21 protein-coding genes and 1 riboswitch are annotated in these 22,781 nt (G+C 69.3%); of the genes, 5 read left to right on the top strand and 16 right to left on the bottom strand.

What is annotated here, in order from left to right:
* Nucleotides 1-128: 128 nt before the first annotated feature.
* Entirely contained in the window at nucleotides 129-1,130 is a 1,002-nt protein-coding gene (locus tag ABZ845_RS13460; RefSeq protein ID WP_360977588.1) for an EamA family transporter, read from the bottom strand.
* Nucleotides 1,131-1,176: 46 nt separating this feature from the next.
* Nucleotides 1,177-1,680: a Clp protease N-terminal domain-containing protein gene (locus tag ABZ845_RS13455; RefSeq protein ID WP_360978155.1), complete on the bottom strand. Its 504-nt coding sequence runs from the start codon at nucleotides 1,678-1,680 to the stop codon at nucleotides 1,177-1,179.
* Nucleotides 1,681-1,953: 273 nt separating this feature from the next.
* On the opposite strand from ABZ845_RS13455, the gene ABZ845_RS13450 reads away from it, so the two are divergent.
* On the top strand, nucleotides 1,954-2,382 hold the full coding sequence (locus tag ABZ845_RS13450; protein ID WP_360977586.1) for an SRPBCC family protein: 429 nt from the start codon (nucleotides 1,954-1,956) through the stop codon (nucleotides 2,380-2,382).
* An 88-nt stretch (nucleotides 2,383-2,470) separates the two neighbouring features.
* Here the strand turns inward: ABZ845_RS13450 and ABZ845_RS13445 are convergent, their stop codons facing one another.
* Nucleotides 2,471-3,154, bottom strand: coding sequence for a PadR family transcriptional regulator (locus tag ABZ845_RS13445; RefSeq protein ID WP_360977583.1), 684 nt, complete (start codon nucleotides 3,152-3,154; stop codon nucleotides 2,471-2,473).
* A gap of 273 nt (nucleotides 3,155-3,427) precedes the next feature.
* Here ABZ845_RS13445 and ABZ845_RS13440 point away from each other — a divergent pair, with 273 nt between their 5' ends.
* Nucleotides 3,428-4,237, top strand: coding sequence for a PhzF family phenazine biosynthesis protein (locus tag ABZ845_RS13440; RefSeq protein WP_360977580.1), 810 nt, complete (start codon nucleotides 3,428-3,430; stop codon nucleotides 4,235-4,237).
* A 77-nt stretch (nucleotides 4,238-4,314) separates the two neighbouring features.
* Here the strand turns inward: ABZ845_RS13440 and ABZ845_RS13435 are convergent, their stop codons facing one another.
* Together ABZ845_RS13435 and ABZ845_RS13430 are read right to left on the bottom strand one after the other, a co-directional pair.
* Entirely contained in the window at nucleotides 4,315-5,115 is an 801-nt protein-coding gene (locus tag ABZ845_RS13435) for a type II CAAX endopeptidase family protein (protein ID WP_360977578.1), read from the bottom strand.
* Between the two features lie 134 nt (nucleotides 5,116-5,249).
* Nucleotides 5,250-6,767 carry a glutamate--cysteine ligase gene (locus ABZ845_RS13430; protein WP_360977575.1) on the bottom strand — a complete coding sequence of 506 codons (1,518 nt, stop codon included), beginning with the start codon at nucleotides 6,765-6,767 and terminating at the stop codon, nucleotides 5,250-5,252.
* Nucleotides 6,768-7,306: 539 nt separating this feature from the next.
* Here ABZ845_RS13430 and ABZ845_RS13425 point away from each other — a divergent pair.
* On the top strand, nucleotides 7,307-7,900 hold the full coding sequence (locus ABZ845_RS13425) for a hypothetical protein (protein WP_360977572.1): 594 nt from the start codon (nucleotides 7,307-7,309) through the stop codon (nucleotides 7,898-7,900).
* Nucleotides 7,901-8,327: 427 nt separating this feature from the next.
* Complete coding sequence (locus ABZ845_RS13420; protein ID WP_360977569.1) at nucleotides 8,328-8,534, top strand: DUF5999 family protein; 207 nt, start codon at nucleotides 8,328-8,330, stop codon at nucleotides 8,532-8,534.
* Nucleotides 8,535-8,648: 114 nt separating this feature from the next.
* On the opposite strand, the gene gcvP is transcribed toward ABZ845_RS13420, so the two are convergent.
* Nucleotides 8,649-11,534 (bottom strand): aminomethyl-transferring glycine dehydrogenase, encoded by a 2,886-nt coding sequence (gcvP, locus tag ABZ845_RS13415; RefSeq protein WP_360977566.1) that lies wholly within the window; start codon nucleotides 11,532-11,534, stop codon nucleotides 8,649-8,651.
* Between the two features lie 177 nt (nucleotides 11,535-11,711).
* Nucleotides 11,712-11,807: riboswitch (glycine riboswitch) on the bottom strand.
* 114 nt (nucleotides 11,808-11,921) lie between these two features.
* Here gcvP and ABZ845_RS13410 point away from each other — a divergent pair.
* Entirely contained in the window at nucleotides 11,922-12,299 is a 378-nt protein-coding gene (locus ABZ845_RS13410; RefSeq protein WP_360977563.1) for a PRC-barrel domain-containing protein, read from the top strand.
* A gap of 43 nt (nucleotides 12,300-12,342) precedes the next feature.
* Here ABZ845_RS13410 and ABZ845_RS13405 read toward each other — a convergent pair whose 3' ends face one another.
* The 10 genes from ABZ845_RS13405 to ABZ845_RS13360 form a co-directional block, all read right to left on the bottom strand.
* Entirely contained in the window at nucleotides 12,343-13,746 is a 1,404-nt protein-coding gene (locus ABZ845_RS13405) for a DNA polymerase IV (RefSeq protein WP_360977560.1), read from the bottom strand.
* A 106-nt stretch (nucleotides 13,747-13,852) separates the two neighbouring features.
* The gene (locus ABZ845_RS13400; protein WP_360977557.1) at nucleotides 13,853-14,488 is read right to left on the bottom strand and encodes a MerR family transcriptional regulator; all 636 of its coding nucleotides are present in this window, start codon (nucleotides 14,486-14,488) and stop codon (nucleotides 13,853-13,855) included.
* Between the two features lie 272 nt (nucleotides 14,489-14,760).
* Nucleotides 14,761-15,234, bottom strand: coding sequence for a bifunctional nuclease family protein (locus ABZ845_RS13395; protein WP_360977554.1), 474 nt, complete (start codon nucleotides 15,232-15,234; stop codon nucleotides 14,761-14,763).
* Between the two features lie 83 nt (nucleotides 15,235-15,317).
* Nucleotides 15,318-16,073: a MerR family transcriptional regulator gene (locus ABZ845_RS13390; RefSeq protein WP_360977551.1), complete on the bottom strand. Its 756-nt coding sequence runs from the start codon at nucleotides 16,071-16,073 to the stop codon at nucleotides 15,318-15,320.
* 43 nt (nucleotides 16,074-16,116) lie between these two features.
* Nucleotides 16,117-16,989: an FHA domain-containing protein gene (locus ABZ845_RS13385; protein WP_360977548.1), complete on the bottom strand. Its 873-nt coding sequence runs from the start codon at nucleotides 16,987-16,989 to the stop codon at nucleotides 16,117-16,119.
* Between the two features lie 61 nt (nucleotides 16,990-17,050).
* Nucleotides 17,051-17,998, bottom strand: a complete 948-nt coding sequence (locus ABZ845_RS13380) for a DUF881 domain-containing protein (protein ID WP_360977545.1) — start codon at nucleotides 17,996-17,998, stop codon at nucleotides 17,051-17,053.
* 5 nt (nucleotides 17,999-18,003) lie between these two features.
* A complete protein-coding gene (locus tag ABZ845_RS13375; protein ID WP_360977542.1) occupies nucleotides 18,004-18,336 on the bottom strand; it encodes a small basic family protein in 333 nt (110 codons plus the stop codon).
* Complete coding sequence (locus ABZ845_RS13370; protein ID WP_360978152.1) at nucleotides 18,333-19,232, bottom strand: DUF881 domain-containing protein; 900 nt, start codon at nucleotides 19,230-19,232, stop codon at nucleotides 18,333-18,335. The genes ABZ845_RS13375 and ABZ845_RS13370 overlap by 4 nt, the downstream gene beginning before the upstream one ends.
* 113 nt (nucleotides 19,233-19,345) lie before the next feature.
* Nucleotides 19,346-21,841: a mannose-1-phosphate guanyltransferase gene (locus tag ABZ845_RS13365; protein WP_360977539.1), complete on the bottom strand. Its 2,496-nt coding sequence runs from the start codon at nucleotides 21,839-21,841 to the stop codon at nucleotides 19,346-19,348.
* A 113-nt stretch (nucleotides 21,842-21,954) separates the two neighbouring features.
* Nucleotides 21,955-22,563 (bottom strand): CDP-alcohol phosphatidyltransferase family protein, encoded by a 609-nt coding sequence (locus ABZ845_RS13360; protein WP_360977536.1) that lies wholly within the window; start codon nucleotides 22,561-22,563, stop codon nucleotides 21,955-21,957.
* Nucleotides 22,564-22,781: the final 218 nt, after the last annotated feature.

Raw genomic sequence — 22,781 nt, 5'->3', positions numbered from 1 at the left:
GGCGGTCCGCCTCGACCCGCGGACGCGGCGCAGGCGGACCGTTGCGCCGCCGGGTTCCGCGTCCGCGTCGGACTCGGGCCGACGGAGAGGGCCCGCGGCGGACGGGAGGCGTCAAGGACGGACGTGGACTACGCGGTTGTGCGGGCCGTCGGCTCCCGCTCCTTCCCGCCGGCCGCCACCGGCTCGGCGGAGACCTTCGCGGGGGCGGACGACTGCGCCGTGAACGCGCCCACCAGGACGACCGCTCCGCCGATCAGCTGCGGCGCGGAAAGATGCTCGCCCAGCAGCACCCATGCCAGTACGGTCGCGATGACGGCTTCGAGGCAGGCCACCACGCCCGCCACCTGGGGCGAGAGCCGGCGCACGGAGAGCACGCCGGTGATGTACGCGAGGACGGTCGCGACCAGCACGATCCAGGCCAGCAGCAGTACGGCCGGTACGGATGTGCCGTTCATGCGCGCGGTACCCGTGAGGACGGACCAGTCCAGGTTCCAGGGACTGGCGACGGCGGTCAGCACGGCGGCCCCGACGAGCAGCCCGTAGGCGATGACCCCGAGCGGATCCGGGGCCTCGTCGCCCGCCCCGGTGCCCTGGTCCGACAGGACGAAATAGCCGACCTGGCAGCATGCCGCGCCGAGCGCGAGAAGCAGTCCCAGGGCGTCGAAGCTCAGACCCGACCACACCTCCACCACACAGGCGAGTCCGCCGACCGCGAGGACCACGCCCACCGCCGCCGCCCGCGTCACGGGCCGCCGCTGGACGAAGCGCACCCAGCCGAGCACCAGTGCGGGCGCCAGGTATTCGACAAGCAGCGCGACGCCCACGGGTATTCGGGACAGCGCGGCGAAGTAGCAGGCCTGGACACCGGCCACGGCGAGCAGGCCGAATCCGGCGAGCAGGGCGGGACGGCTGCGCGGCAGCCCGCGATGGCGTACGGCGAACGGCAGCATCACGAGCGCGGCACCCGTGACCCGTAGCCACACCACATGGAGCGGGTCGAGTCCCGCCTCGATCAGCGGCTTGGCCGCGACACCGGATCCACCGAAGGCGACCGCCGAGGTGAGTGCGAGCCCCAGCCCGACACCCCTGCCACCATCGCTCGCCCTGCCCTGAGACGTCTGCACCGGCACATGATGACAGGCCGAGACATGAGCGTCACCCCCGAACGCACCTGTCTCAGAGGCTGGAATCCGTCCGGCGGCCCGCCGCCGCGTCCGCCGCCGCGCCCTGCGCCTCGATGCGCCCGAAGAGAGTGCGGATGTCGACACCGGCCCGGTCGAGGACATCGACCGCTCGCGACCCGGGATCCGCGACGACCGCCGCCAGGAGGTCCAGCCCGCACGCGCGCCCGTCGCCGCGCAGCACCGCGCGTCCGTACGCCGCGTCGAGGGCGCTCGCCGCCGCCGGCGACCAGCCCTCCGGTTCACTCACCACCGGCAGGGCACCGGAGTCCTCGACGGTGCCCTGCCACCGCAGGCCGTAGCCGATGGCGCGCTGCACGAGATAGCCGAGGAGCCGCGCGATCCCCGGGCCGTCGAAGACCGCGCGCACCTGCGGGTCGGACTCCAGCAGCGTGTGCAGCAGATGAGCCGTGTCGAGCTGACGGTCGCCGTCACGCACCGCTCGTCTGCGCGCACCCGAGACAACCGCCGCCAGCTCGGCGGTGAGCCTGGTGTCCAGGCCGGTGTGGTGTGCGCCGCGTTCCGCGGCCGGATGGTGGGGCTGATGGGGTGGCACGGCTCCCACCCCATCAGCTCGTACGACGTCGGGCATCCTCGGCGGGCAGCATTCTCGCCTCCCACGCAGGTTGGGCACGGCGGTGCCGGCTCTCATCCCTGCGGATGACTTCCACAATTCCTGACGGTTCATCAGTATTGAATGTTGCGACCCCCACGACTACGTTCCGCACACCGTAGCTGCGCCCGGCGCAGCGCCCGACGAAGGGGTGGTCGCATGGCCGAAGTCAGCGCGGAAGCACGCATCGACGCGCCCACCGAGAAGGTGTGGGCCCAGCTCACGGACTGGTCCGCGTACGGCGAGTGGAACGCCACCCACACCAGCTTCCCGAAGGGCGGCCCCGAAGCCCTGGAGGTAGGCGGGACCTTCGAGGAGAACATGAAGCTCATGGGCTTCCCGGCCGACGTCCTGTGGACCATCGAGGAACTGGAGCCGGGACGCGTTCTCGCCATCCGCGGCAAGGGCCCGATGGCCGTGAACGTCGCCACCCGCTACACCCTGACACCGGACGGCGGGGCCACCTCGGTGCGCATCGACGGCGAGTTCACCGGCGCCGCGGTCTCTCTCATGGCGGGCAAACTGAAGGACTCGGCAACGGCCGCGCTCAACGAGTCGCTCCGCAAACTGGGGGCCCTGGTGTCCTGAACGAACCGGCCCCCTCGGACATGAAGGCGCCCCGCGGCCATGATGCAGGATGCCGCGGGGCGCCGCCGCCTCACCTCTCAGCCTTCCGTCAGTGCTCGTCGGCCAGGATCAGGTACAGCTTCTTGCGCGCTTCATTGATGACCGCGAGGGCCTTGTCGCGCTGGTCCTTGCTACCGGTCTTCCAGACCTGGCCGAACGCCTCCATCAGACCGAAACCGGCCTGCCGGATCTCATGCAGGGCCTCCCAGTCGACACCACGGGACGCCTCCTCCCAGGGAGCGTCAGCGCCTTCCTCGGCCGCGGCACGGCCCGCCTCGGTGAGCGAGAAGAGCTTCTTGCCCCCCTCGGTCTCACTGCTGATGAGCCCCTCGTCCTCCAGCAGCTGGAGGGTCGGGTAGACCGAACCCGGGCTGGGCTTCCACGCCCCGCCACTGCGCTCGGCGATCTCCTGGATCATCTCGTAGCCATGCATGGGCCGGTCCTTGAGGAGAGCCAGGATCGACGCACGGACATCACCGCGCCGCGCCCTTCCCCTCGGACCGCCTCGGCCGCGCCCGCCCCAGGGGCCGCCGGGCCCGAAGAAGCCAGGACCGCCGAATCCGGGTCCACCCGGGCCGCCGGGTCCACCCGGCCCGAAGGGGCCGAAGGCCTCCCGCCGCCCGTCGAAACCACCCCGGCCGCGACGACCGGGTCCATCGTGCCGTCCACGGTGCCCACGCTGTCCGTGACCCTCAAATCCAAAGTCTTCCGCACGGGAACGCATCGCCATCACTCCATTCACTCGTTGATCGATCGCGATGCCTCAACGATATATCGGGACTGTTCTTATGACAAGCCCCTTGCCCGATGGCCGGCGGTGGACGGTCCACTGCCCCGCCCGGGTGCGTGATCCACTGCCGAGCGCGAACTGCCCGCCACCGACATCGCGGGCGCCGGTGCGCCATCAGGGCCCCGGGACAGGGCACCACCGGGAAGACCGCGACCAAGGCCAGACACCTGCGATTGGCCTTGGTTCCTCGCCCGCATCAGCCTCTAGCGTCGGTGCATGCGGATTCGAATCGTCGACGCCTTCACCGACCGCCCCTTCGCCGGCAATCCGGCCGGCGTCCTCCTGCTCGACTCCTTCCCGGACGACAACTGGCTGCAGCACGTGGCCCGCGAGGTCAATCACGCCGAGACCGCGTTCGCCCACCCGCTGCCCGACGGCGGCGAGGCGGACTGGGCGCTGCGCTGGTTCACACCCGCGACCGAGGTCGCCCTGTGCGGCCACGCCACCCTGGCCACAGCCCATGTGCTGCACACCACCGGAGTCCACCAGGGGCCCGTACGGTTCGCCACCCGAAGCGGCGTGCTCAGTGCCACGCCCCGCGAGGACGGCCTATTCACCCTTGACTTCCCCACGGCACCGCTCACTCGCGTGGAGATCCCGGAAGGCGTGGCCGAGGCCCTCGGCGCGCGGCCCCTCACCGCCGTCGACACCGGGCCGAACGTCGGCGACCTGATCGTGGAGCTCGCGGACGAGAAGACGGTGCTGGGGCTCAGCCCCGACCACAAGGCGCTCGGACGGCACTCGGCGCGCGGCATCATCGCCACGGCCCGTGCCGAGGATCCCGGCCGGGGCTACGACTTCGTCTCGCGCTGCTTCTTCCCGAACGTCGGCATCGACGAGGACCCGGTCACCGGCAGCGCCCACACCGCCCTGGCCCCCTACTGGTCCGAGCGCCTGGGCAGGCCCGACCTCACCGGCCTGCAAGCCTCACCCCGCTCCGGCCACGTCCGCACGGAGCTACGCGGCGACCGGACCCTGCTCGGCGGACGCGCGGTCACTGTCATCGAGGGCGAGCTTCTCGCCTAGGGTCTTTGGGGGCGTAGGAGGTCTGGTCCCGTACGCCCCCGCACCGTGCCCCGCCGCCCGTCCAGGAAGGCCGTGCGCTACGCCGTCGGCAGCCAGCCCACCTTGCCCGCCAGCAGCGCGTATCCGACGAACGCCCCGATGTCGAGGAGCGAGTGGGCCACCACCAGGGGACCGACCCTTCCCCAGCGCCGGTAGAGGTAGACGAAGACCACGCCCATCACCATGTTGCCGAAGAACCCGCCGATGCCCTGGTAGAGGTGGTACGAGCCACGCAGCACCGCGCTGGCCACCAGGGCCGTGCCGGGTGTCCAGCCCAGCCGACCGAGCCGGCGCAGCAGATACCCGACGACGATGACCTCCTCCAGGACCGCGTTCTGCACCGCCGACAGAACCAGCACGGGGAACTTCCACCACACGTCGGGCAGCGCCTCCGGCACCACCGTCAGGTTCGCGCCGAAGCCGCGTGCGGCCAGGTAGAAAGCGATACCCGTGGAGCCGATCACCGCGGCGATCGCCGCCCCGCGCCCCAGATCGGGCCAGGGGCGTGTCCGGTCGAAGCCCAGCGTGCGCAGTGACGCGCCCTCCCGCATGAGGAAGTGCGCGACGAGCGCGACCGGCACCAGAGCCGTCGCGATCCCGAAGAGCTGCCAGGCGAGATCGAGCCAGGGCCGTCCCGGCGCCGCCGAGGCGTTGAGGGTGGCCGCCTGGTCCTTCAGACCACCCGGTTTGGTGACCGATCCGACAAAGCTGATCAGTGCGGATACCCCGCTGGCGCCGAGCGAGAGGCCCAGAACCAGCAGTGTCTCGTCCCGGAGAATCCGTCGCGTCGGCCGCTGATCCGGACCGGAATCCGTCACCGACTCTGCCTCCACCTGCACTCCCGCCTCCCTTGAGCGATCCCGCGTCGTCCCATCTTCGCCCCGTCGGGGCCTCGAAAGAAGTTACGAAGATCGCATACCGCGAGCCGACCGGGAGAAAGCCACGGGCCACCAGAGCATCGGGTGCCGGTCGTTCACCCCAGCGGCACCGGTTCCGGTGACCCTACCGGCCAGGTGTGCACCGGCTCGCCGACGTACATCAGCTCCCGGTACCTGCGGGTCGTAGCAGCCAGCGCCGCCTGCCGGTCCAGTCCCTGTTCCAGGGCCCGGTGGAAGGTGGCGGCCTGCCAGCTCGCGCCGTTCGTCCTCCGCCGGCACCGTTCCTCGATCACCGACAGGTACAGATCCCGGTCGGCGGGCTCGACACCCCAGGCGTCGAGGCCCGCCTCGGCCAGTGGCAGCAGTTCGTCGCGCACGAGGTCCACGGCGTCCACCTCGGTGGTCCCGCCATGGCGTCCGCGCCGCGGCCACCGCAGACGGGCCTCGATGCCGTAGCGGCAGGCGGCGTCGAAGTTGGACGCGGCGGCCTCGAACGGCAGCCGCGTCCACACCGGCCGCGGCTCCTCGGCGAGCGCGCGGACGACACCGTAGTAGAACGCGGCGTTGGCGATGACATCGATGACGGTGGGCCCCGCCGGCAGCACCCGGTTCTCCACCCGGAGATGAGGAACCCCGTCCGCGATGCCGTAGACCGGCCGGTTCCAGCGGTAGATCGTGCCGTTGTGCAGCACGAGTTCGGCCAGCTTGGGAGTGCCGCCCTCGTCGAGGACGCGCAGGGGGTCCTCGTCGTCGCAGATCGGCAGCAGCGCCGGGAAATAGCGGAGGTTCTCCTCGAACAGCTCGTGCGCCGAGGAGATCCAGCGTTCACCGAACCAGGTGCGTGGCCGTACGCCCTGCGCCTGCAGTTCCGGCGGGCGCGTGTCGGTCGACTGCTGGAACAGCGGCGGACGGGACTCTCGCCACAGCTCGCGCCCGAACAGGAAGGGAGAGTTGGCGCCCACGGCGATCTGGGCCGCCGTGACGGCCTGCGCGGCGTTCCACACATCCGCGAAGCGCGCCGGAGTGACCTGAAGGTGCAGCTGGACCGATGTGCAGGCAGCCTCGGGCGCGATCGAGCGCGAGGTGCACTCCAGCCGCTCCACCCCGTCGATCTCCAGCATGAAGTCTTCGCCGCGCGCGGCCACGATCTGATCGTTGAGCAGGGTGTAGCGGTCGACGGCGGAGAGGTTGGAGGAGACGAGATCGTCACGGTCCAGCGTGGGCAGAATGCCGATCATCACGATTCCGGCGTCCAGCTCCTGGGCTTTCCGGTCGGCATAGCCGAGCGAGGTGCGCAGTTCCTCGGCGAGGCGATCGAATACCCGGCCGCCCAGCCGGTGCGGCGCTATGTTCACTTCCAGGTTGAACATGGCGAGCTCGGTCTGGAAATCGCGACTGGCGATCTTTTCCAGCACTTGCGCATTCATCATGCGCGGCATGCCGTCGTACCCCGCGAGATTCAGTTCGATCTCCAGTCCCATCAGATTCCTGGGCCGGTCGAACCGCTCTTCCTCCAGCAGTCGCATGAACCCCACCAGACACTGCCTGAGCTTTCGGCGGTAGCGCTGGCGGTCGGACAGGTCGAACGGCCCTGCCACGACCTTTTCTCCCATCGGAGCGTCCCTCCTCTTGATGGGCAGGCCGATGATCGGCCGCTGCTGTCCTGGGTCACGATGGATGATGCCCCGGCAACGCGATCGATAACGTCCCGCGCGCCGCCACCGCGCGCTAGTCTGGTGGCTCGGGCCTCCCGGCACATTCACGCGGCATGGGGCAATACGCAGTTTCACCCCGAAGTCTTGTCGTGAAAAACGCCGATGACAACCGGCCGACCGCTACGGACGGATATTCCGAGGTCGCGGCCATGATACCCGCGGAACAGCAGGAGGAATGCCTCCGGCAGACGTCCGGATATCTCCTTGTGCACCCCATGCGGGACGACTACACGAAACAATGCGTGAACGCGTGTCGTATAAACTTTCCGCACGGGGTAGAGAGTTGGCACTCACGGTCACGAGCCCTGCCGTTCCAACGCTGCCATTCCTCCGGGCGCCATCCCCCGGCACCTCTGACCCCGAGAGCTGACAGCGCCGTCCGCCCGCCCCGCCACGCCCTCGCTTCACCGTGCCTGTCGAATGAGAGGCGACCCACCATGCAGCTGCATGTCCCCCCGGCTCCCGCGCCCGCCCTCCGCTCCGTCCTCACGGCACTCGCTTCCCCCACCGCGGTCCGCGAGGCCCCCACCCCGTCCCTGCGTACCGCCCAGGGGCCCGTGACCCCCGAACTCCCGCTGCCGGTCCATGTCCTGGACCAGATCGCCCCAGCGGGCACGGCGGCCACCCGGCTGGCCGGATGGCGCTTCCTCATCCGCTGCGGCGGACGCGCCGTGGCCGCCGCCGAGACGATGCTGACCCCGGACGGCTGGGCGTTCTCGCACTTCTTCGAGGGCCCCTACGTCACCTCGACCGAGCGGGCCCTGCGCCAGGCGGAGTCAATGGCAGGGCCCTACCAGGCCCGGCTGCTGTCCGTGCCCGAGCTGTACATGCTCACCCTGTGGCTGCACGGCGACTGCGAGGCCGACGGCGCCAGTGGCCATCCCGCCGCGACCGACCTGCTGGTACCGCTCGCGCCCGCGCCTCCGGGCATCGCCGCCCATCGCCCGCATTCCGTAGCGGACCTGCTCCCGGTGCTCATCCTCCGGGTCACCAGAACAGCACCGATGCTCGGCTCGCCGACACCCGCGTAGCGCCCCTGAAGCCTCCGTGCCCCGCCGCCCTCGACGACGGCGGGGCACGGCGCATGTCCCGGCCGTGGCCCCTCGGCCCTACGCGGCCGTCACCCATCCCGAGCGTGTCGCTCTTTCGTGCTCTCTCCCGCTCGTACGAGGGACATACCGCTGGTCGGCCCGCATGGACTAGTACCTTCCGGCCATGTCGAACCACCCAAATTGACCGTCGAGTTGGATTGAACCGTCCGCGCGGGTGATGCGTCATGAACCTGTGAGAAGCCGTACAGCGAAATCCCTGCGGATTGACGCCCGTGGGGCAACACTGGGTTCCTGACCGAAGCATCACCAACGGGGAGCGGCCATGAAGGACGCGAAGAGCCGCAGGACAGACACGACAGCCATACCGGCCACCTCACACACGACAGAGCGAAAGATCCCATCCACCATGTGCCAGCACCAGCCACTGTGCCCGACCGCCGAATCCGCCGACCGGGAGTCCGCCCGCCTTGTGGCGCACCACCCGGAGCAGGGATGGAGCCTGCTGTGCAACGGCGTTCTGCTCTTCGAGGACACCGGTGAGCTTCTGCCCGACGGCCAGATCATCGCCCCGCACCGCCCGATGGGCACCGACCAGGTGATGACGGCTGCTTAGGACACGCAGGGGGCGCGCGAAGCCCCCGCCGAGGGCGCCCATCGCCCTGGACACACCAGGGGCCGGCCCGGAGACAGACGCTCCGAACCGGCCCCGACGCATGTCCGAGGGTGATTACTCCTCGTAAGCGTCCAGCGGCGGGCAGGAGCAGACCAGGTTGCGGTCTCCGAACGCCTGGTCGATACGGCGCACCGGCGGCCAGTACTTGTCGGCGGCCGAGACACCGGCCGGGAAGACGGCCTCCTCGCGCGTGTACGCGTGCTCCCACGTACCGCCGAGCGCCGCTGCGGTGTGCGGAGCGCCCCGCAGCGGGTTGTCCTCGGCGGGCCACTCGCCCGAGCCCACCTTCTCGATCTCCGCGCGAATGGCGATCATCGCGTCGCAGAACCGGTCGATCTCGGCGAGGTCCTCGGACTCGGTCGGCTCGATCATCAGCGTGCCGGCCACCGGGAACGACATCGTCGGCGCGTGGAAGCCGTAGTCGATCAGCCGCTTGGCGACGTCGTCGACACTCACGCCGGTCGCCTTGGTCAGCGGGCGCAGATCGATGATGCACTCGTGCGCCACCAGGCCGCCGGGACCGGTGTAGAGCACCGGGTAGTGCGGTTCGAGGCGCTTGGCGATGTAGTTGGCGGACAGCACGGCCGTCTGCGTGGCGGCCTTGAGTCCCTCACCGCCCATGAGCCGGACGTACGCCCAGGAGATCGGCAGGATGCCTGCGGAGCCCCACGGAGCCGCCGAGATCGGTCCGACGCCGGTCTCGGGACCGGCCGCGGGCTGCAGCGGGTGGTTCGGCAGGTACGGCGCGAGGTGCGCGCGCACACCGACCGGGCCGACGCCCGGACCGCCTCCGCCGTGCGGGATGCAGAACGTCTTGTGCAGGTTGAGGTGCGAGACGTCGCCGCCGAAGTGACCCGGCTCGGCGAGACCGACCAGCGCGTTGAGGTTGGCGCCGTCGACGTACACCTGGCCGCCGGCCTCATGGACGGCCGCGCAGATGTCGGCGACGTGCTCCTCGAACACACCGTGCGTGGACGGGTACGTGATCATCAGTACGGAGAGCTCGTCGCGGTACTGCTCGATCTTGGCCCGCAGGTCCTCGACGTCGATCTCGCCGTCGCCCGCGGTCTTCACGACGACGACCTTCATGCCGGCCATCACGGCGCTCGCGGCGTTGGTGCCGTGCGCGGAGGACGGGATGAGGCAGACCGTGCGCTGCTCGTCGCCGTTGGCGCGGTGGTAGCCGCGCACGGCCAGCAGACCGGCCAGCTCACCCTGGGAACCGGCGTTGGGCTGGAGCGAGACCTTGTCGTAGCCGGTGACCTCGGCGAGCTGCTCCTCCAGCTCACGGATCAGGGTGAGATAGCCCTGCACCTGCTCGGCGGGCGCGAAGGGGTGCAGCTGCCCGAACTCCGGCCAGGTGACCGGCTCCATCTCGGTGGTCGCGTTGAGCTTCATGGTGCAGGAGCCCAGCGGGATCATGCCGCGGTCGAGCGCGTAGTCCCGGTCCGCCAGCCGGCGCAGATAGCGCAGCATCGCGGTCTCGGAACGGTGCGCCTGGAACACCGGGTGCATGAGGTAGTCGTCGGTGCGCAGCAGGGTCCCCGGGAGCGCGTCCGCGGCGCTCGCGTCCAGTGCCTCGACGTCGGCCTCGACTCCGAAGGCGGTCCACACGGCACCCAGCTGGGCGCGGCCGGTCGTCTCGTCGCAGGCGATGCAGACGTGGTCGGCGTCGACGAGGCGCAGGTTGACGCCGCGCTCGCGTGCCGTGGCGACGACCGTCTCGGCGCGGCCGGGCACCCGCACGGTGAGGGTGTCGAAGTAGGCGCCGTGGACGACCTCGACCCCGCCGGCCGTGAGACCCGCGGCCAGGATCGTGGCGTACCGGTGGGTACGGCGTGCGATGGCCCGCAGTCCCTCGGGGCCGTGGTAGACGGCGTACATGCCGGCCATCACGGCGAGCAGCACCTGGGCGGTGCAGATGTTGCTCGTCGCCTTCTCGCGGCGGATGTGCTGCTCGCGCGTCTGCAGGGCGAGGCGGTACGCCTTGTGGCCGTCCGCGTCCACGGAGACGCCCACGAGGCGGCCGGGCAGGCTGCGGGCGAACTTCTCCTGCACCGCCATGTAACCGGCGTGCGGTCCGCCGAAGCCCATGGGCACGCCGAAGCGCTGCGTCGTACCGACGGCGATGTCGGCGCCCAGCTCGCCCGGCGAGGTCATGAGCGTCAGGGCGAGCAGGTCGGCGGCGACGGTGACGACCGCGCCCAGCTCGTGGGCCTGGTCGATGACCGGCTTGATGTCGCGCACGGCCCCGGAGGCGCCCGGGTACTGGATCAGTACGCCGTTGATCTCCCGCTCGGCGACGTCGGCCGGGATGCCTTCGCTGAGGTCGGCGACGACGACCTCGACGCCGGTGGGCTCGGCGCGGGTCTCGATCACGGCGATCGTCTGGGGCAGCGCGTCGGCGTCGACCAGGAACAGGCCCTTCTTGTTGCGGCCCATGCGCCGCGACAGCGCCATGGCCTCGGCGGCCGCCGTGCCCTCGTCGAGCAGGGAGGCGCCGGAGGTCGGCAGGCCGGTGAGGTCGGCGACCACGGTCTGGAAGTTCAGCAGGGCCTCGAGGCGCCCCTGGGAGATCTCCGGCTGGTAGGGCGTGTACGCGGTGTACCAGGCCGGGTTCTCCATCACGTTGCGCAGGATCACCGGCGGCGTGAAGGTCCCGTAGTAGCCGAGGCCGATCATGGAGTCGAGGACCTGGTTGCGGTCGGCGAGGGAGCGCAGTTCGGCCAGCACCTCGGCCTCGGTGCGCGCGCCCGGCAGATCCAGGGCGTCGGCGCTCTTGATCACGTCCGGGACGGCGGCGGCCGTGAGTTCGTCGAGGGAGCCATAGCCGATGTGCGCGAGCATCTTGGCGCGCGCCTCGTAGTCAGGACCGATGTGGCGGCGCTCGAAGGGGGTCCCCCGTTCGAGCTCGGAGAGCGGGATGCGGTGGGCGGTCATTGCGGGGGCCTCCTGGTCAGACACGACCTTCGAGGGGCACCACGGCGTGGGTACCCCGACGGCCTCCCCCTCTGTCATCTCAACCTGAGAGCTTCACCGGTCCGCCCCAGGGCGCTCCGGTTTTCACCGTCGGTGAGAGCGGATGCCAATGGCATCCGCTCTGCTTTCCAGAGTGACCTCGTCCGTGCGGTACGTGTGCCTGAGAGATTCCGGGGAGGGTTTGCTCCTTCGGCGCCTCCGGTTCGCTCCGAAGGACTCTCCCGCACGGGGTCATCAGCCGTCTGCCAGCGTACCAGCGGGTGCAATCAGGGAGCCCTCGAGTGGCCGCCTTGACGAATGTGCTCTTTTGTAGTGGTTGTGAATGAGTTGCGACCAGTTGGAGGGACCGTGAAGACCGATATCGATCCGCGGAATCTGATCGGCCGCAAGGCGTTCGACCGCAACGGCAACAAGATAGGCACAGTCGACGAGGTCTATCTCGACGACGCGACCGGAGTACCGGAGTGGGCGGCCATACGAACGGGTCTGTTCAGCCGGGACGCGTTCGTTCCGCTGGAGCCCAGTGAGGTGGTCGAGGGAGCGCTCTACGTCCCCTTCGAACGCGCCTTGATCAAGGATGCCCCCGACTTCGGCGTCGGACGCCATCTGTCCCCCGAACAGGAACTGCAGCTCTACCACCACTATGGGCTCGACGTGGCCACACCCGCTCCTTCACCGGACCGGGACCGGGACTTCGGGCATCTGGCCGGGTCGGACGAGGCGTGACGTTGCGCCGTCACCCTGCCGTACTCCTCGGTCACGCGCCTCATCAGGACACCGTGCCCGACGGTGCCGCCCGCGGGTCCGCGGCCTCGGGTCTCAGCGGTACCAGGGGAAGCGGATCAGCCGGTTCCAGCAGGGGATCGTCGGTGCGGAGCGTACGGACACGCCCCGGCGGTGAATCGGGGGTCTCGAAGCGAACGGTCACCCTGCCGAGGCCACTGCCCTGCACCCATCCGTGCCCGTACTCGCTGTGCCGGACGTCCTGGCCCGCACGCCAGACGTGCTCCGGCGCCGTCGCCGGCTCGTCCTGCGTGATCCCCGCCGCCGGCTCCTGCGCCGGCTCCTCGTGCTCTTCGTCAGCCGTGTCCCCCGCGGCGAGCCGCGCCTGGGCGAAGAGGTCCTCCTGCGTGTAGTCGGCGAGCCCGCTGACACCGACGCCCAGCAGCCGCACGCCACCGGTCGTGTCCACCGAATCCAGCAGCCTCGCCGCTGCCTCCTTCACCACCGCCGGGTCGTCGGTGGGCCCGCGCAGCGTCTCGGAGCGGGTCAGCGTCGAGAAGTCGTATCGGCGGACCTTCAGCACGATGGTCCGCCCCGACAGGCCGGCGTCCCGCAGCCTGCGCACACACCGGTCCGCGAGACGCTGCACCTCCACGCCGACCCGCACCCGGTCATGGATGTCGACGTCGTACGTGTCCTCGACGGACACCGACTTGGCCTCACGCTCGGCCACCACCGGCCGCTCGTCATGGGCCAGCGCCATCGCGTACAGCGCGTGCCCATGGGCCTTGCCCAGAAGCCGTACGAGTTCGTCCTCGCCCGCCTCGGCGATCTCGTCGACCGTGGTGATCCCGGCCCGCCGCAGATGGTCCCCGGTGGCGGGGCCGACCCCGGGGAGCGTGCGCACCGGCATCGGGCCGAGAAGCGCTCGCTCGGTACCCGGGCGTATCACCACGAGCCCGTCCGGCTTGGCCTGCTCGGAGGCGATCTTGGCGAGCATCTTGGAGGCGGCGAGGCCCACGGAGCCGGTCAGCCCGGTGACGGACCGGATGTCCGCGCGCAGCCTCACGCCCGTCAGCCGTGCCGATTGCTCGTCCCAGGCCACTCCCCCGGCCTCGAGGTCCACGAACGCCTCGTCCAGGCTCAGCGGCTCCACCAGCGGGGACAGAGCCCGCAGCAGGCCCATCACCCGCTCGCTGACCTCCCGGTAGAGCCCGAAGCGAGGCACCAGATAGGCGGCGTTCGGCGCCAGCCTGCGGGCCTGGGCCATGGGCATGGCCGAGTGCACCCCGAAGACCCGGGCCTCGTACGACGCCGTGGCCACCACTCCGCGCGGTCCGAGCCCGCCCACGACGACGGCCTTCCCGCGCAGGCTCGGCTTGGATGCCTGCTCCGCCGAGGCGTAGAAGGCATCCATGTCGAGATGCAGGATGGTGGGCGCGGACCTCACATGTCCGATGCTGCCCTATGCCACTGACAACGCGGCACGGCGGCAGCGTCGCCGCAGCCCGCGTGCCGCGCGGCAGTGGCTCGCGGCCCGCATGCCGGGCCGCGCCTCACACGGCGCGGTTGCGTCGCCGTGCCAGCTCGTCCGCCGGATTGTTGCCGACGATGGTCTCGCCCGTGTCCACGCGTTCCCCGTGCAGCTGGGACAGCGCGGCCTCCACGTCACGCCACACGACCCCGACGGCGATGCCGAAGATGCCCTGCCCGCCCTGGAGCAGGGCGTGGACCTCGTCCGGTGACGTGCATTCGTACACCGTCGCGCCGTCGCTCATCAGCGTCATCCGCTCCAGGTCGCGGAAGCCGCGCTCTCTGAGGTGCTGGACGGCGGTACGGATGTTCTGCAGTGACACACCCGTGTCCAGGAACCGTTTGACGACCTTCAGGACGACGACGTCCCGGAAGCTGTACAGCCGCTGCGTCCCCGACCCGTAGGCGGGGCGCACGCTCGGTTCCACGAGCCCCGTCCTCGCCCAGTAGTCCAGCTGGCGGTAGGTGATGCCCGCCGCGGCACACGCCGTGGGACCGCGATAGCCGATCTGGTCGAAAGCCGCGTCTCCGTCGCCCGGCACGGCCACGGGCCGCCGAGGGCCGGAGCCGGTCGCGCCGCCATGAAGCGGGTGCGGGCCGTTCTCCCCCAGACTGCGTCCAGGGGCTCCCCCCGCCGTGCCGCCGCCGCTCATTCTCACGCCGACCTCCGTCCTTGAACTGCCTTCTCGACGGTAGGCAGTCACCAGGGGTGCGTCAACGATCGCCACACTCGGCACGCCGAGTGATAATCACCCTAAGGGTGGTTTCCCGTGCCCATCCGCGGGGAAAGGCTAGCCGAATGCTCTGGCAGCGGTCCTTCAGACGCTCGCAGTGGCCCCCGGCAAGTGCCCGTCCGTGCATTCTTCACCCGCTGTACCGTCGCGTGCTCCGTCGGTATGGCTGAGGCTTCCGATATCGCCCCCCTGGGCCGTCACTGACTGCTGGTGCCGAAGTCCTCGGGCGAGATCTGGTCGAGGAACTCGCGGAACTTCTCGACCTCGTCCTCCTGCTCGTCGGGGATCGCGATGCCCGCGTCGTCGAGGACGCCTTCGCTGCCGTAGATCGGCGTGCCGGTACGCAGAGCAAGCGCTATGGCGTCGGACGGGCGGGCGCTCACCTCGACGCCGCTCGCGAAGACCAGCTCCGCGTAGAAGACGCCTTCCCGCAGGTCCGTGATGCGTACTTCCGTGAGCTCCTGGCCGACCGCCTCCAGCACGTCCTTGAACAGGTCGTGGGTCAGCGGTCGCGCGGGGGCCATGCCCTGCTGGGCGAAGGCGATGGCGGTCGCCTCCCCGGGGCCGATCCAGATGGGGAGGTAGCGGTCGCCTCCCACTTCACGCAGGAGCACGATCGGCTGGTTGGAGGGCATCTCGACCCGGACACCTACGACATCGAGCTCGTTCACACAGCAACCCTAGGCCGTGCCCGGGACGTTTGGGTAGTCGGGCACCGAACGGCCGACCTGTCCGCCCACGGCGAACACCTCTCTCAGGACAGCCGAAGTCCGAGAGCGGACTGCACCAGGGCGGCGTGCAGCTTCACCGCGAGCCCCGCCAGCTCCCTCGTACGGGCCTCGGCGTGTGCCCTGGTCTGTGGATTGCGGTGCAGCCTGAGCGGGGCCACCACCTGATCCACCAGACCCGCCTCACGGTCCGCGGCGGCCTTCATCACCCGCAGATGGCGTGGCTCGATCCCATGCCGTCCCAGTTCGGCCACCAGAGTGGCCACGGTGACCGTCTCCGCGTCATACCCACCGCCGGGCAGCGGCACGACGAGCCCGTACGACTCCCACTCCTCGAGGTGCTCCGCACTGATCCCGGTGGCCGCGAGCAGCTCCTCACGGGCGAGCCGCGATCCCGTGCCCGCCTCGGACTCGCCGAGGACGTCGCCGAACCCTTCGGCCTCGCTCCCGTCACGCGGACGGCCCAAGGTCGGCAGCCGTACGTCCTCGCCCCGCTCCACGGCGTCGAGGTACTCACGGATGACCTTCAGCGGCAGGTAGTGGTCCCTCTGCATCCTCAGCACCTGGGCGAGGCGTTCGACGTCCCGTGCGCTGAACTTGCGATACCCCGCGGGGGTGCGCTGCGGCTCGATGAGCCCCTCGGTCTCCAGAAAACGGATCTTGGAGATGGTGACCTCGGGGAACTCCTCGCGCAGCACGTTCAGCACGGTGCCGATACTCATCAGCCCGCCGTCCGCTGCGGCGGTGCCACTGTCGGCACCGCCGCTCGGTGTGTGAAGCATGGGGCCTTCCCTGGGGTCTCCCCGGACGGAGTCTGGGGGAGGGTCAGATACTCCGCTGACTCGCGTAGAAGACCAGCCTGTACTTGCCGATCTGGACCTCGTCGCCGTTGGTGAGCGCGACCTGGTCGATGCGCTCACGGTTGACATACGTGCCGTTGAGGCTGCCGACATCGGCGACCGTGAAGGATCCGTCCGGGCTACGGCGGAACTCCACATGCCGACGCGAGACAGTCACATCATCCAGGAAGATGTCGCTCTGCGGATGACGCCCCGCCGTGGTCAGCTCACCGTCGAGCAGAAAGCGGCTGCCCGAGTTGGGACCGCGGCGCACCACCAGCAGCGCCGAGCCGAGCGGCAGCGCGTCGACGGCCGCCTGCGCCTCCGGAGACAGCGTCGGCACCGGCGTCTGGCCGGTCACCTCCGCGTCGTATGCCTCCAGACCCGAGATCGAGATCGTGGAGGTCGTCTCCGACGCGCGCTCCGGAACCGCCCCGGGACGAAGCGGCGCACCGCAGTTGGAACAGAAGCGGCTGTTCTCCGGGTTGTTGTGACCGCACCTTGTGCACACCTGGGCCGACATGTCCCCGAAACCTATGGGGCCGGACGCGGCGGGGTCAACCGACGACGCGCCGTGACCTCCCGAAATGCCACCACCCGGACCAGCGACCTGATCCCGGAACAGCGGGCGCTGGCCCCCCGCTTCTCCCGGCTGTGCGCGATGGCGGGCGGCCGCGTCGGCGCCGCCCTCTCGCGCGCTCTTGCCGAACAACTTCGCAAACAACTTCACGGGCGATTCCCCTTGACCGAAACAGACCCGCCCGTGGGGCAGGACGAACCCTGACTGCGTACACCGGCCGACCCGGACATCTTCACAACGTCCGTATCCACCAGACAGTTTCCACCACGCACCACCCAATCGGTGCGTCGACCCCCCGCAACCTCATGCCCCTGCCTGACCGCCTCCATGCACCCCCGGTTCACTGCGAGGACGACCGAGCGTAGTCAGGCCGCTTCGCTGCTCGCAAGGCATCCACGACGATCTTCGCAGAACTGTCCACGGTGACCGTGGCCTGCTCCTTCTCGACAGTCTGCACAACTCCTCCGGGGATGTTCAGTGCCGGCTCCAGATCCTGCGGCTTGCCGATGACCTTGAAACGGTATGGCTGAGCGATCTTGTTCCCGTCCACGCTCACGCTCTTGCCCGAGTCCGTCAGATAGGTACCGGCCACGACCCGCACACCGTTCACCTGGATCGCCTCCGCGCCCGCCGCGCGAAGCTCCTGGATCGCGTCGAGCAGCATGTCCGCATGCACCGTTCCCTTCGCGTCCTGGATGGTCATCGTGATACCGGGCCCCTGAGCCGCCAGCGTGCCCGCGAGAATGCCGAGTTGCTTCTCCTTCTCGGCGGTCTGCTTACGGGCCTCCTCCGCCCGGTCCGAACTGTTCTCGAGCTCGGACCGCTGATCCTCGAGACCCTGCTTCTCGTCCTGAAGACGCTGTGTACGGTCACCGAGTTCATCGAGAATGCGCACAAGATCTTCCTGACGCGCACCCCGCAGGGCACTGCTGCCGTCACTGTTCGAGGCGACCTGGACGGCCAGGCCGAAGCCGAGGCCGAACAGCAGCAGGGCGACGATGAGTTGGGCCCGCGACAGGCGCGGCGGCCACAGTCCCTTCACCAGTCGCTGCCGGCCGGACTGCGCACGCGAGGAGTCCCCGTCCCCTTCCTGTTCCCCGAAGGCGCCGACGGGTGCCGCAGGCACCTCCTCCGGCAGCTCCCTGCGCAGCCGGGGTCCGGGCGTCCCGGAGGCCTCCTGCGGCCCCGGTGGCCTGGGCGTCTCACGCGGCTCGCTCGGCTCGACCGGTTCGCCCGGCCGCGCGTTCTCGTTCTCCGGGAGTCCGGGCGTCGCGTCCTCGTTGCTCATCGGCCTCACGCCCGGAACACATGCCGCCGGATCGCGGCGGCGTTGGAGAAGATTCGGATGCCGAGGACGACCACCACGCCGGTGGACAGCTGCGCGCCGACGCCCAGCTTGTCGCCCAGGAAGACGATCAGCGCCGCCACCACGACGTTCGACAGGAACGACACCACGAAGACCTTGTCGTCGAAGATGCCGTCGAGCATGGCCCGGAAGCCGCCGAACACGGCGTCGAGGGCCGCCACGACGGCGATCGGAAGGTAAGGCTCGACGACCGCGGGAACTTCCGGCCTCACCAGCAGACCGACCACGACTCCGACGACGAGGCCCAGTACGGCGATCACGATGTGCCCTTCTCTGTGCTCGGTTGTGCTGTACGTACGATCACACTCGGTGCCGCGGGCAGCCGGACGTCACCCTCTACGGAGATGCCGGTACGGATCCCGTAGTTCTCCTGCAGCGCATGCAGGTACAGCCCGTCGGCGCTGTTCTGGAACCTGGTGCTGAGCCGTTCCCCGTCCCCCACCGCGAGCACGGTGTACGGCGGTACCAGTGGCCTGTTGTCGACGAGTATCGCGTCGCCCGCGGCCCGGATCGCGGACAGAGCCGTGAGCCGCTGCCCGTTGATCGCGATGGCCTCGGCGCCCGACTCCCACAGCCCGTTGACGACACGCTGCATATCGCGGTCCCGGACGCGTCCCGTGTCGGAGAAGTCGGCGGTCTCACGCGGATTGCCGTTACCGCCCGAGGTCGCCTCCTTGGCGTCGTTCACGACGAGCTTCACGCCGGGGCCGTGCACCGCGACGGCGCCTGAGAGGAGGTCGACAAGATCGGTTCCGTCGCCGCTCTTCTTGAGTGCCTCGCGCTGCCGTGCGCTCACATCGTCGCGCAGCTTGTCGACCGTGCCCTCCAGCTTGTCGGCGGCCGCGTTCTCCCGCTGGATACGGTCGATGAGCTCCTGGCGCTCCTTGGCGACCGTCGGGGCCGCCACACGCGCCTGCGCCGCGCCCAGCGTCACCACGAGGGCGGCGAGCACGAGTCCCGCGGCGAGGCCGAGCTTCGCCCGTACCGTTTTCGGCATGCCACCGGCGCCCTCGCTCTTCCTCCGGGCTGCCGCCTCGGCGTAACCGTCGTCGAGGCTGTGATCCATGACGTTGGTGAGCAACGACATGGAGGCATCCGGACGCACGGGGCGAGCGGGCATGCTCCGAACGGGGGGCGGCTGCGGCATGCCGCACATCGTCGCACGTTGCGCGCGCATACTCCGAATGGCCCCACCGGCGTGCCGGACGGGCACCCCTGGGGGTACCGGTCCGGCACGCGCGTGTACTGCGCGTTCACGCGGCTCCGGGCCTACCGGCCCGCGCTGTCCACGACCGCCGCCCACTCGTCGAGCAGGGCCTGGGCGGAGGCGTCGTCGGGCCCCTCCGCCCACAGATGCGTGACGGCCTCCGCGGGGTCGGGCAGCACCAGCGCCCACCGGCCGTCGGCCTCCACCACGCGCACACCATCGGTCGTGTCGACAAAGCGGTCACCGGCCGCCTCCACGACCCGCCGCATCACCAGTCCCTTGACGGCCCAAGGGGTCGCCAGATCCCGCTTGAGGACGTGAGCCCGCGGAATCCGCGCGTCGATCTGGCTGAGAGTGAGCTGCGTCCGCGCCACCAGACCGATGAGCCTGACGAAGGCGGCCGTGCCGTCGAAGACGCTGCTGAACTCGGGGACGATGAACCCGCCGCGCCCGTCCCCGCCGAAGATGGTCGATTCCTCCCGGCCCACACGCGTGAGATCGTCCGGCGAGGTCGTGGTCCACTCGACCTGCGTCCCGTGGTAGGCCGCCACCTGTTCGGCGATCCTCGTCGTCGTCACCGGCAGCGCGACCTTCCCGCTGCGGCGCTCCGCGGCCACCAGGTCGAGCATCACCAGCAGCGCCCGGTCGTCCTCGACGATCCGGCCCCTCTCGTCAACGAGCGACAGGCGCTCGCCGACGGGGTCGAAACGCACTCCGAAGGCGGCCCGTGAAGAGGCCACGATCTCCCCGAGCCGCACAAGCCCCGCGCGCCGGGCGTCCGCGCTCTCCGTGGGCCGGGCCTCGTCCAGACCGGGATTGATCGTCAACGAATCCACGCCCAGCTTGCCGAGCAGGCTCGGCAGCACCAGTCCCGCACTGCCGTTCGACGCGTCTACGACGACCTTGAGCTCCGCTTCGGCTATCCCGGAGGTGTCGACGCTCCGCAGGAGCGATCCGGTGTACGAGTCGAAGACACTGGACGGGAAGTACAGGTCGCCGATCTCACCGGGGAAGGCACGCCGGTACTCCTGCCGCGCGAAGATCCTGTCCAGCTTCCGCTGACCAGCCTGCGACAGGTCGGCGCCCTGGCCGTCGAAGAACATGATGTCGACGGAGTCGGGCACACCGGGTGATGTCCTGATCATGATGCCGCCCGCGCTGCCCCGCGCGGTCTGCTGCCTGGCGACGGGCAGCGGTACGTTCTCCAGGTCGCGTACGTCGATGGCGCTCGCCTGGAGCGCCGAGATGACGGCGCGCTTCAGTGCGCGGGCACCCCGGGAGTGATCGCGCGCCGTGGTGACCGTGGATCCCTTCTTCAGGGTGGTGGCGTATGCGCCGGCGAGCCGTACGGCCAGCTCCGGGGTGATCTCCACGTTCAGGATTCCGGACACGCCGCGGGCGCCGAACAGATGCGCCTGGCTGCGGGACTCCCAGATGACGGAGGTGTTGACGAAAGCGCCGGCCTCGATGGTCTTGAACGGATAGACCCGCACATTGCCCTGGACGATCGATTCCTCGCCGATGAGGCATTCGTCGCCGATGACGGCGCCGTCCTCGATCCGCGCCGCACGCATGATGTCGGTGTTCTTGCCGATCACACAACCACGCAGATTGCTGTGCTGCCCGATGTACACGTTGTCATGGACAACGGCCCGGTGCAGAAAAGCCCCGCTCTTCACGACGACGTTCGATCCGACGACGGTGTGTTCGCGGATCTCGGCGCCCGCCTCGACCTTCGCGTAGTCACCGATGTAGAGCGGTCCGCGCAGCACGGCGTCGGGGTGGACTTCAGCGCCCTCCGCGACCCATACGCCAGGGGAGATCTCAAAGCCGTCGATCTCGACGTCGACCTTGCCCTCCAGGACGTCGGCCTGCGCCTTCACATAGCTCTCGTGCGTGCCGACGTCCTCCCAGTAGCCCTCGGCGACATAGCCGTAGATCGGCTTGCCCTCCTTCATCAGCTGCGGGAAGACGTCGCCGGACCAGTCGACGGGCACATCGGGATCGACGTAGTCGAAGACCTCGGGCTCCATGACGTAGATGCCCGTATTGACCGTGTCCGAGAAGACCTGACCCCAGGTGGGCTTCTCAAGGAAGCGCTCGACCTTTCCTTCGTCGTCGACGATGGTGATGCCGAACTCCAGCGGATTGGGTACACGCGTCAGACAGACGGTGACCAGTGCACCCTTTTCCTTGTGGAAATTGATCAGTTCGGTGAGGTCGAAGTCGGTCAGAGCGTCACCGGAGATGACAAGGAATGCGTCATTCTTCAGTGCTTCCTCTGCGTTCTTGACACTCCCGGCGGTACCGAGTGGCTTCTCCTCGTTGGCATACGTGAGCTCCATTCCGAGCTCTTCACCGTCACCGAAATAGTTCTTGACGAGCGAGGCCAGGAACTGCACGGTGACGACGGTCTCGTTGAGCCCATGCCTTTTGAGCAGCCGCAGCACATGCTCCATAATCGGCCGGTTGACCACCGGCAGGAGCGGCTTGGGCATGCTCGAGGTCATCGGACGAAGGCGGGTGCCCTCGCCTCCGGCCATCACGACGGCCTTCATGTCGGAAGCGTCCTCCTCTAAGAGACGACGGTTCAGCCGACTTCACCCGTCTAGATTGTCCCGCAGTTTCCCCGCGCGGGCCATCGAGCCGCTACGGCCCCCCATCGGCGGGCTCAATCGGTCATGGAGTCCGCCCTGACAAGGCGGCGAACCTGAACCACGTAGAGGACTCCTGCCCACCAGTACAGGGTTGTACCCCATCCGGCGAACGCCCATCCGAAAATGGCAGCCAGTGACGCGATCCATCCGGTGCCATCGCTGAGGAGCAGCAACGGGAAGGCGTACATCAGGTTGAACGTGGCTGCCTTGCCAAGGAAGTTCACTTGCGGGGGCGGATAGCCGTGCCGTCTGAGGATGCCCACCATCACCAGCAGAACCAGTTCCCTCGCGACGAGTACTCCGGTCAGCCAGAGAGGCAGAATCCCGCGCCAGGTCAACCCGACCAGGGTTGACGCAATGTAGAGCCGGTCGGCTGCCGGGTCGAGGAGCCGGCCGAGACTGCTGATCTGGTTCCAGCGCCTGGCGAGCTTGCCGTCCAGGTAGTCGCTGATGCCGCTCAGCACAAGGATGAGCAGGGCCCAGCCGTCGCAATTCGGCCCGCCGAACTCGGGCCAGAGGATCAGCCACAGGAAGACGGGCACGCCGAACAGCCGTGCCATGCTGAGGATGTTCGGGATGGTGAGGACCCGGTCTGTCTGGACGCGGGTCTCCTGGACCTCCACCCGGGGGCCTCCTGCGGAAACGAGCCGATGATGCCCCCTGACCTTACCTGCATGGTTCACGGCCCGGTATACAGGGGGCGGGAAGGGCCTCCTGAAACGCGCTGAAACGCACCAGAAAGCAGAAAACCCCGCACCGTATGGTGCGGGGTTTCCCTCAAAATTTGTTCGGCGGCGTCCTACTCTCCCACAGGGTCCCCCCTGCAGTACCATCGGCGCTG

This window comes from Streptomyces sp. NPDC047022 (assembly GCF_040644155.1).
Classification (GTDB): Bacteria; Actinomycetota; Actinomycetes; order Streptomycetales; family Streptomycetaceae; genus Streptomyces.
This window is presented reverse-complemented; position numbering and strand designations above follow the sequence as displayed.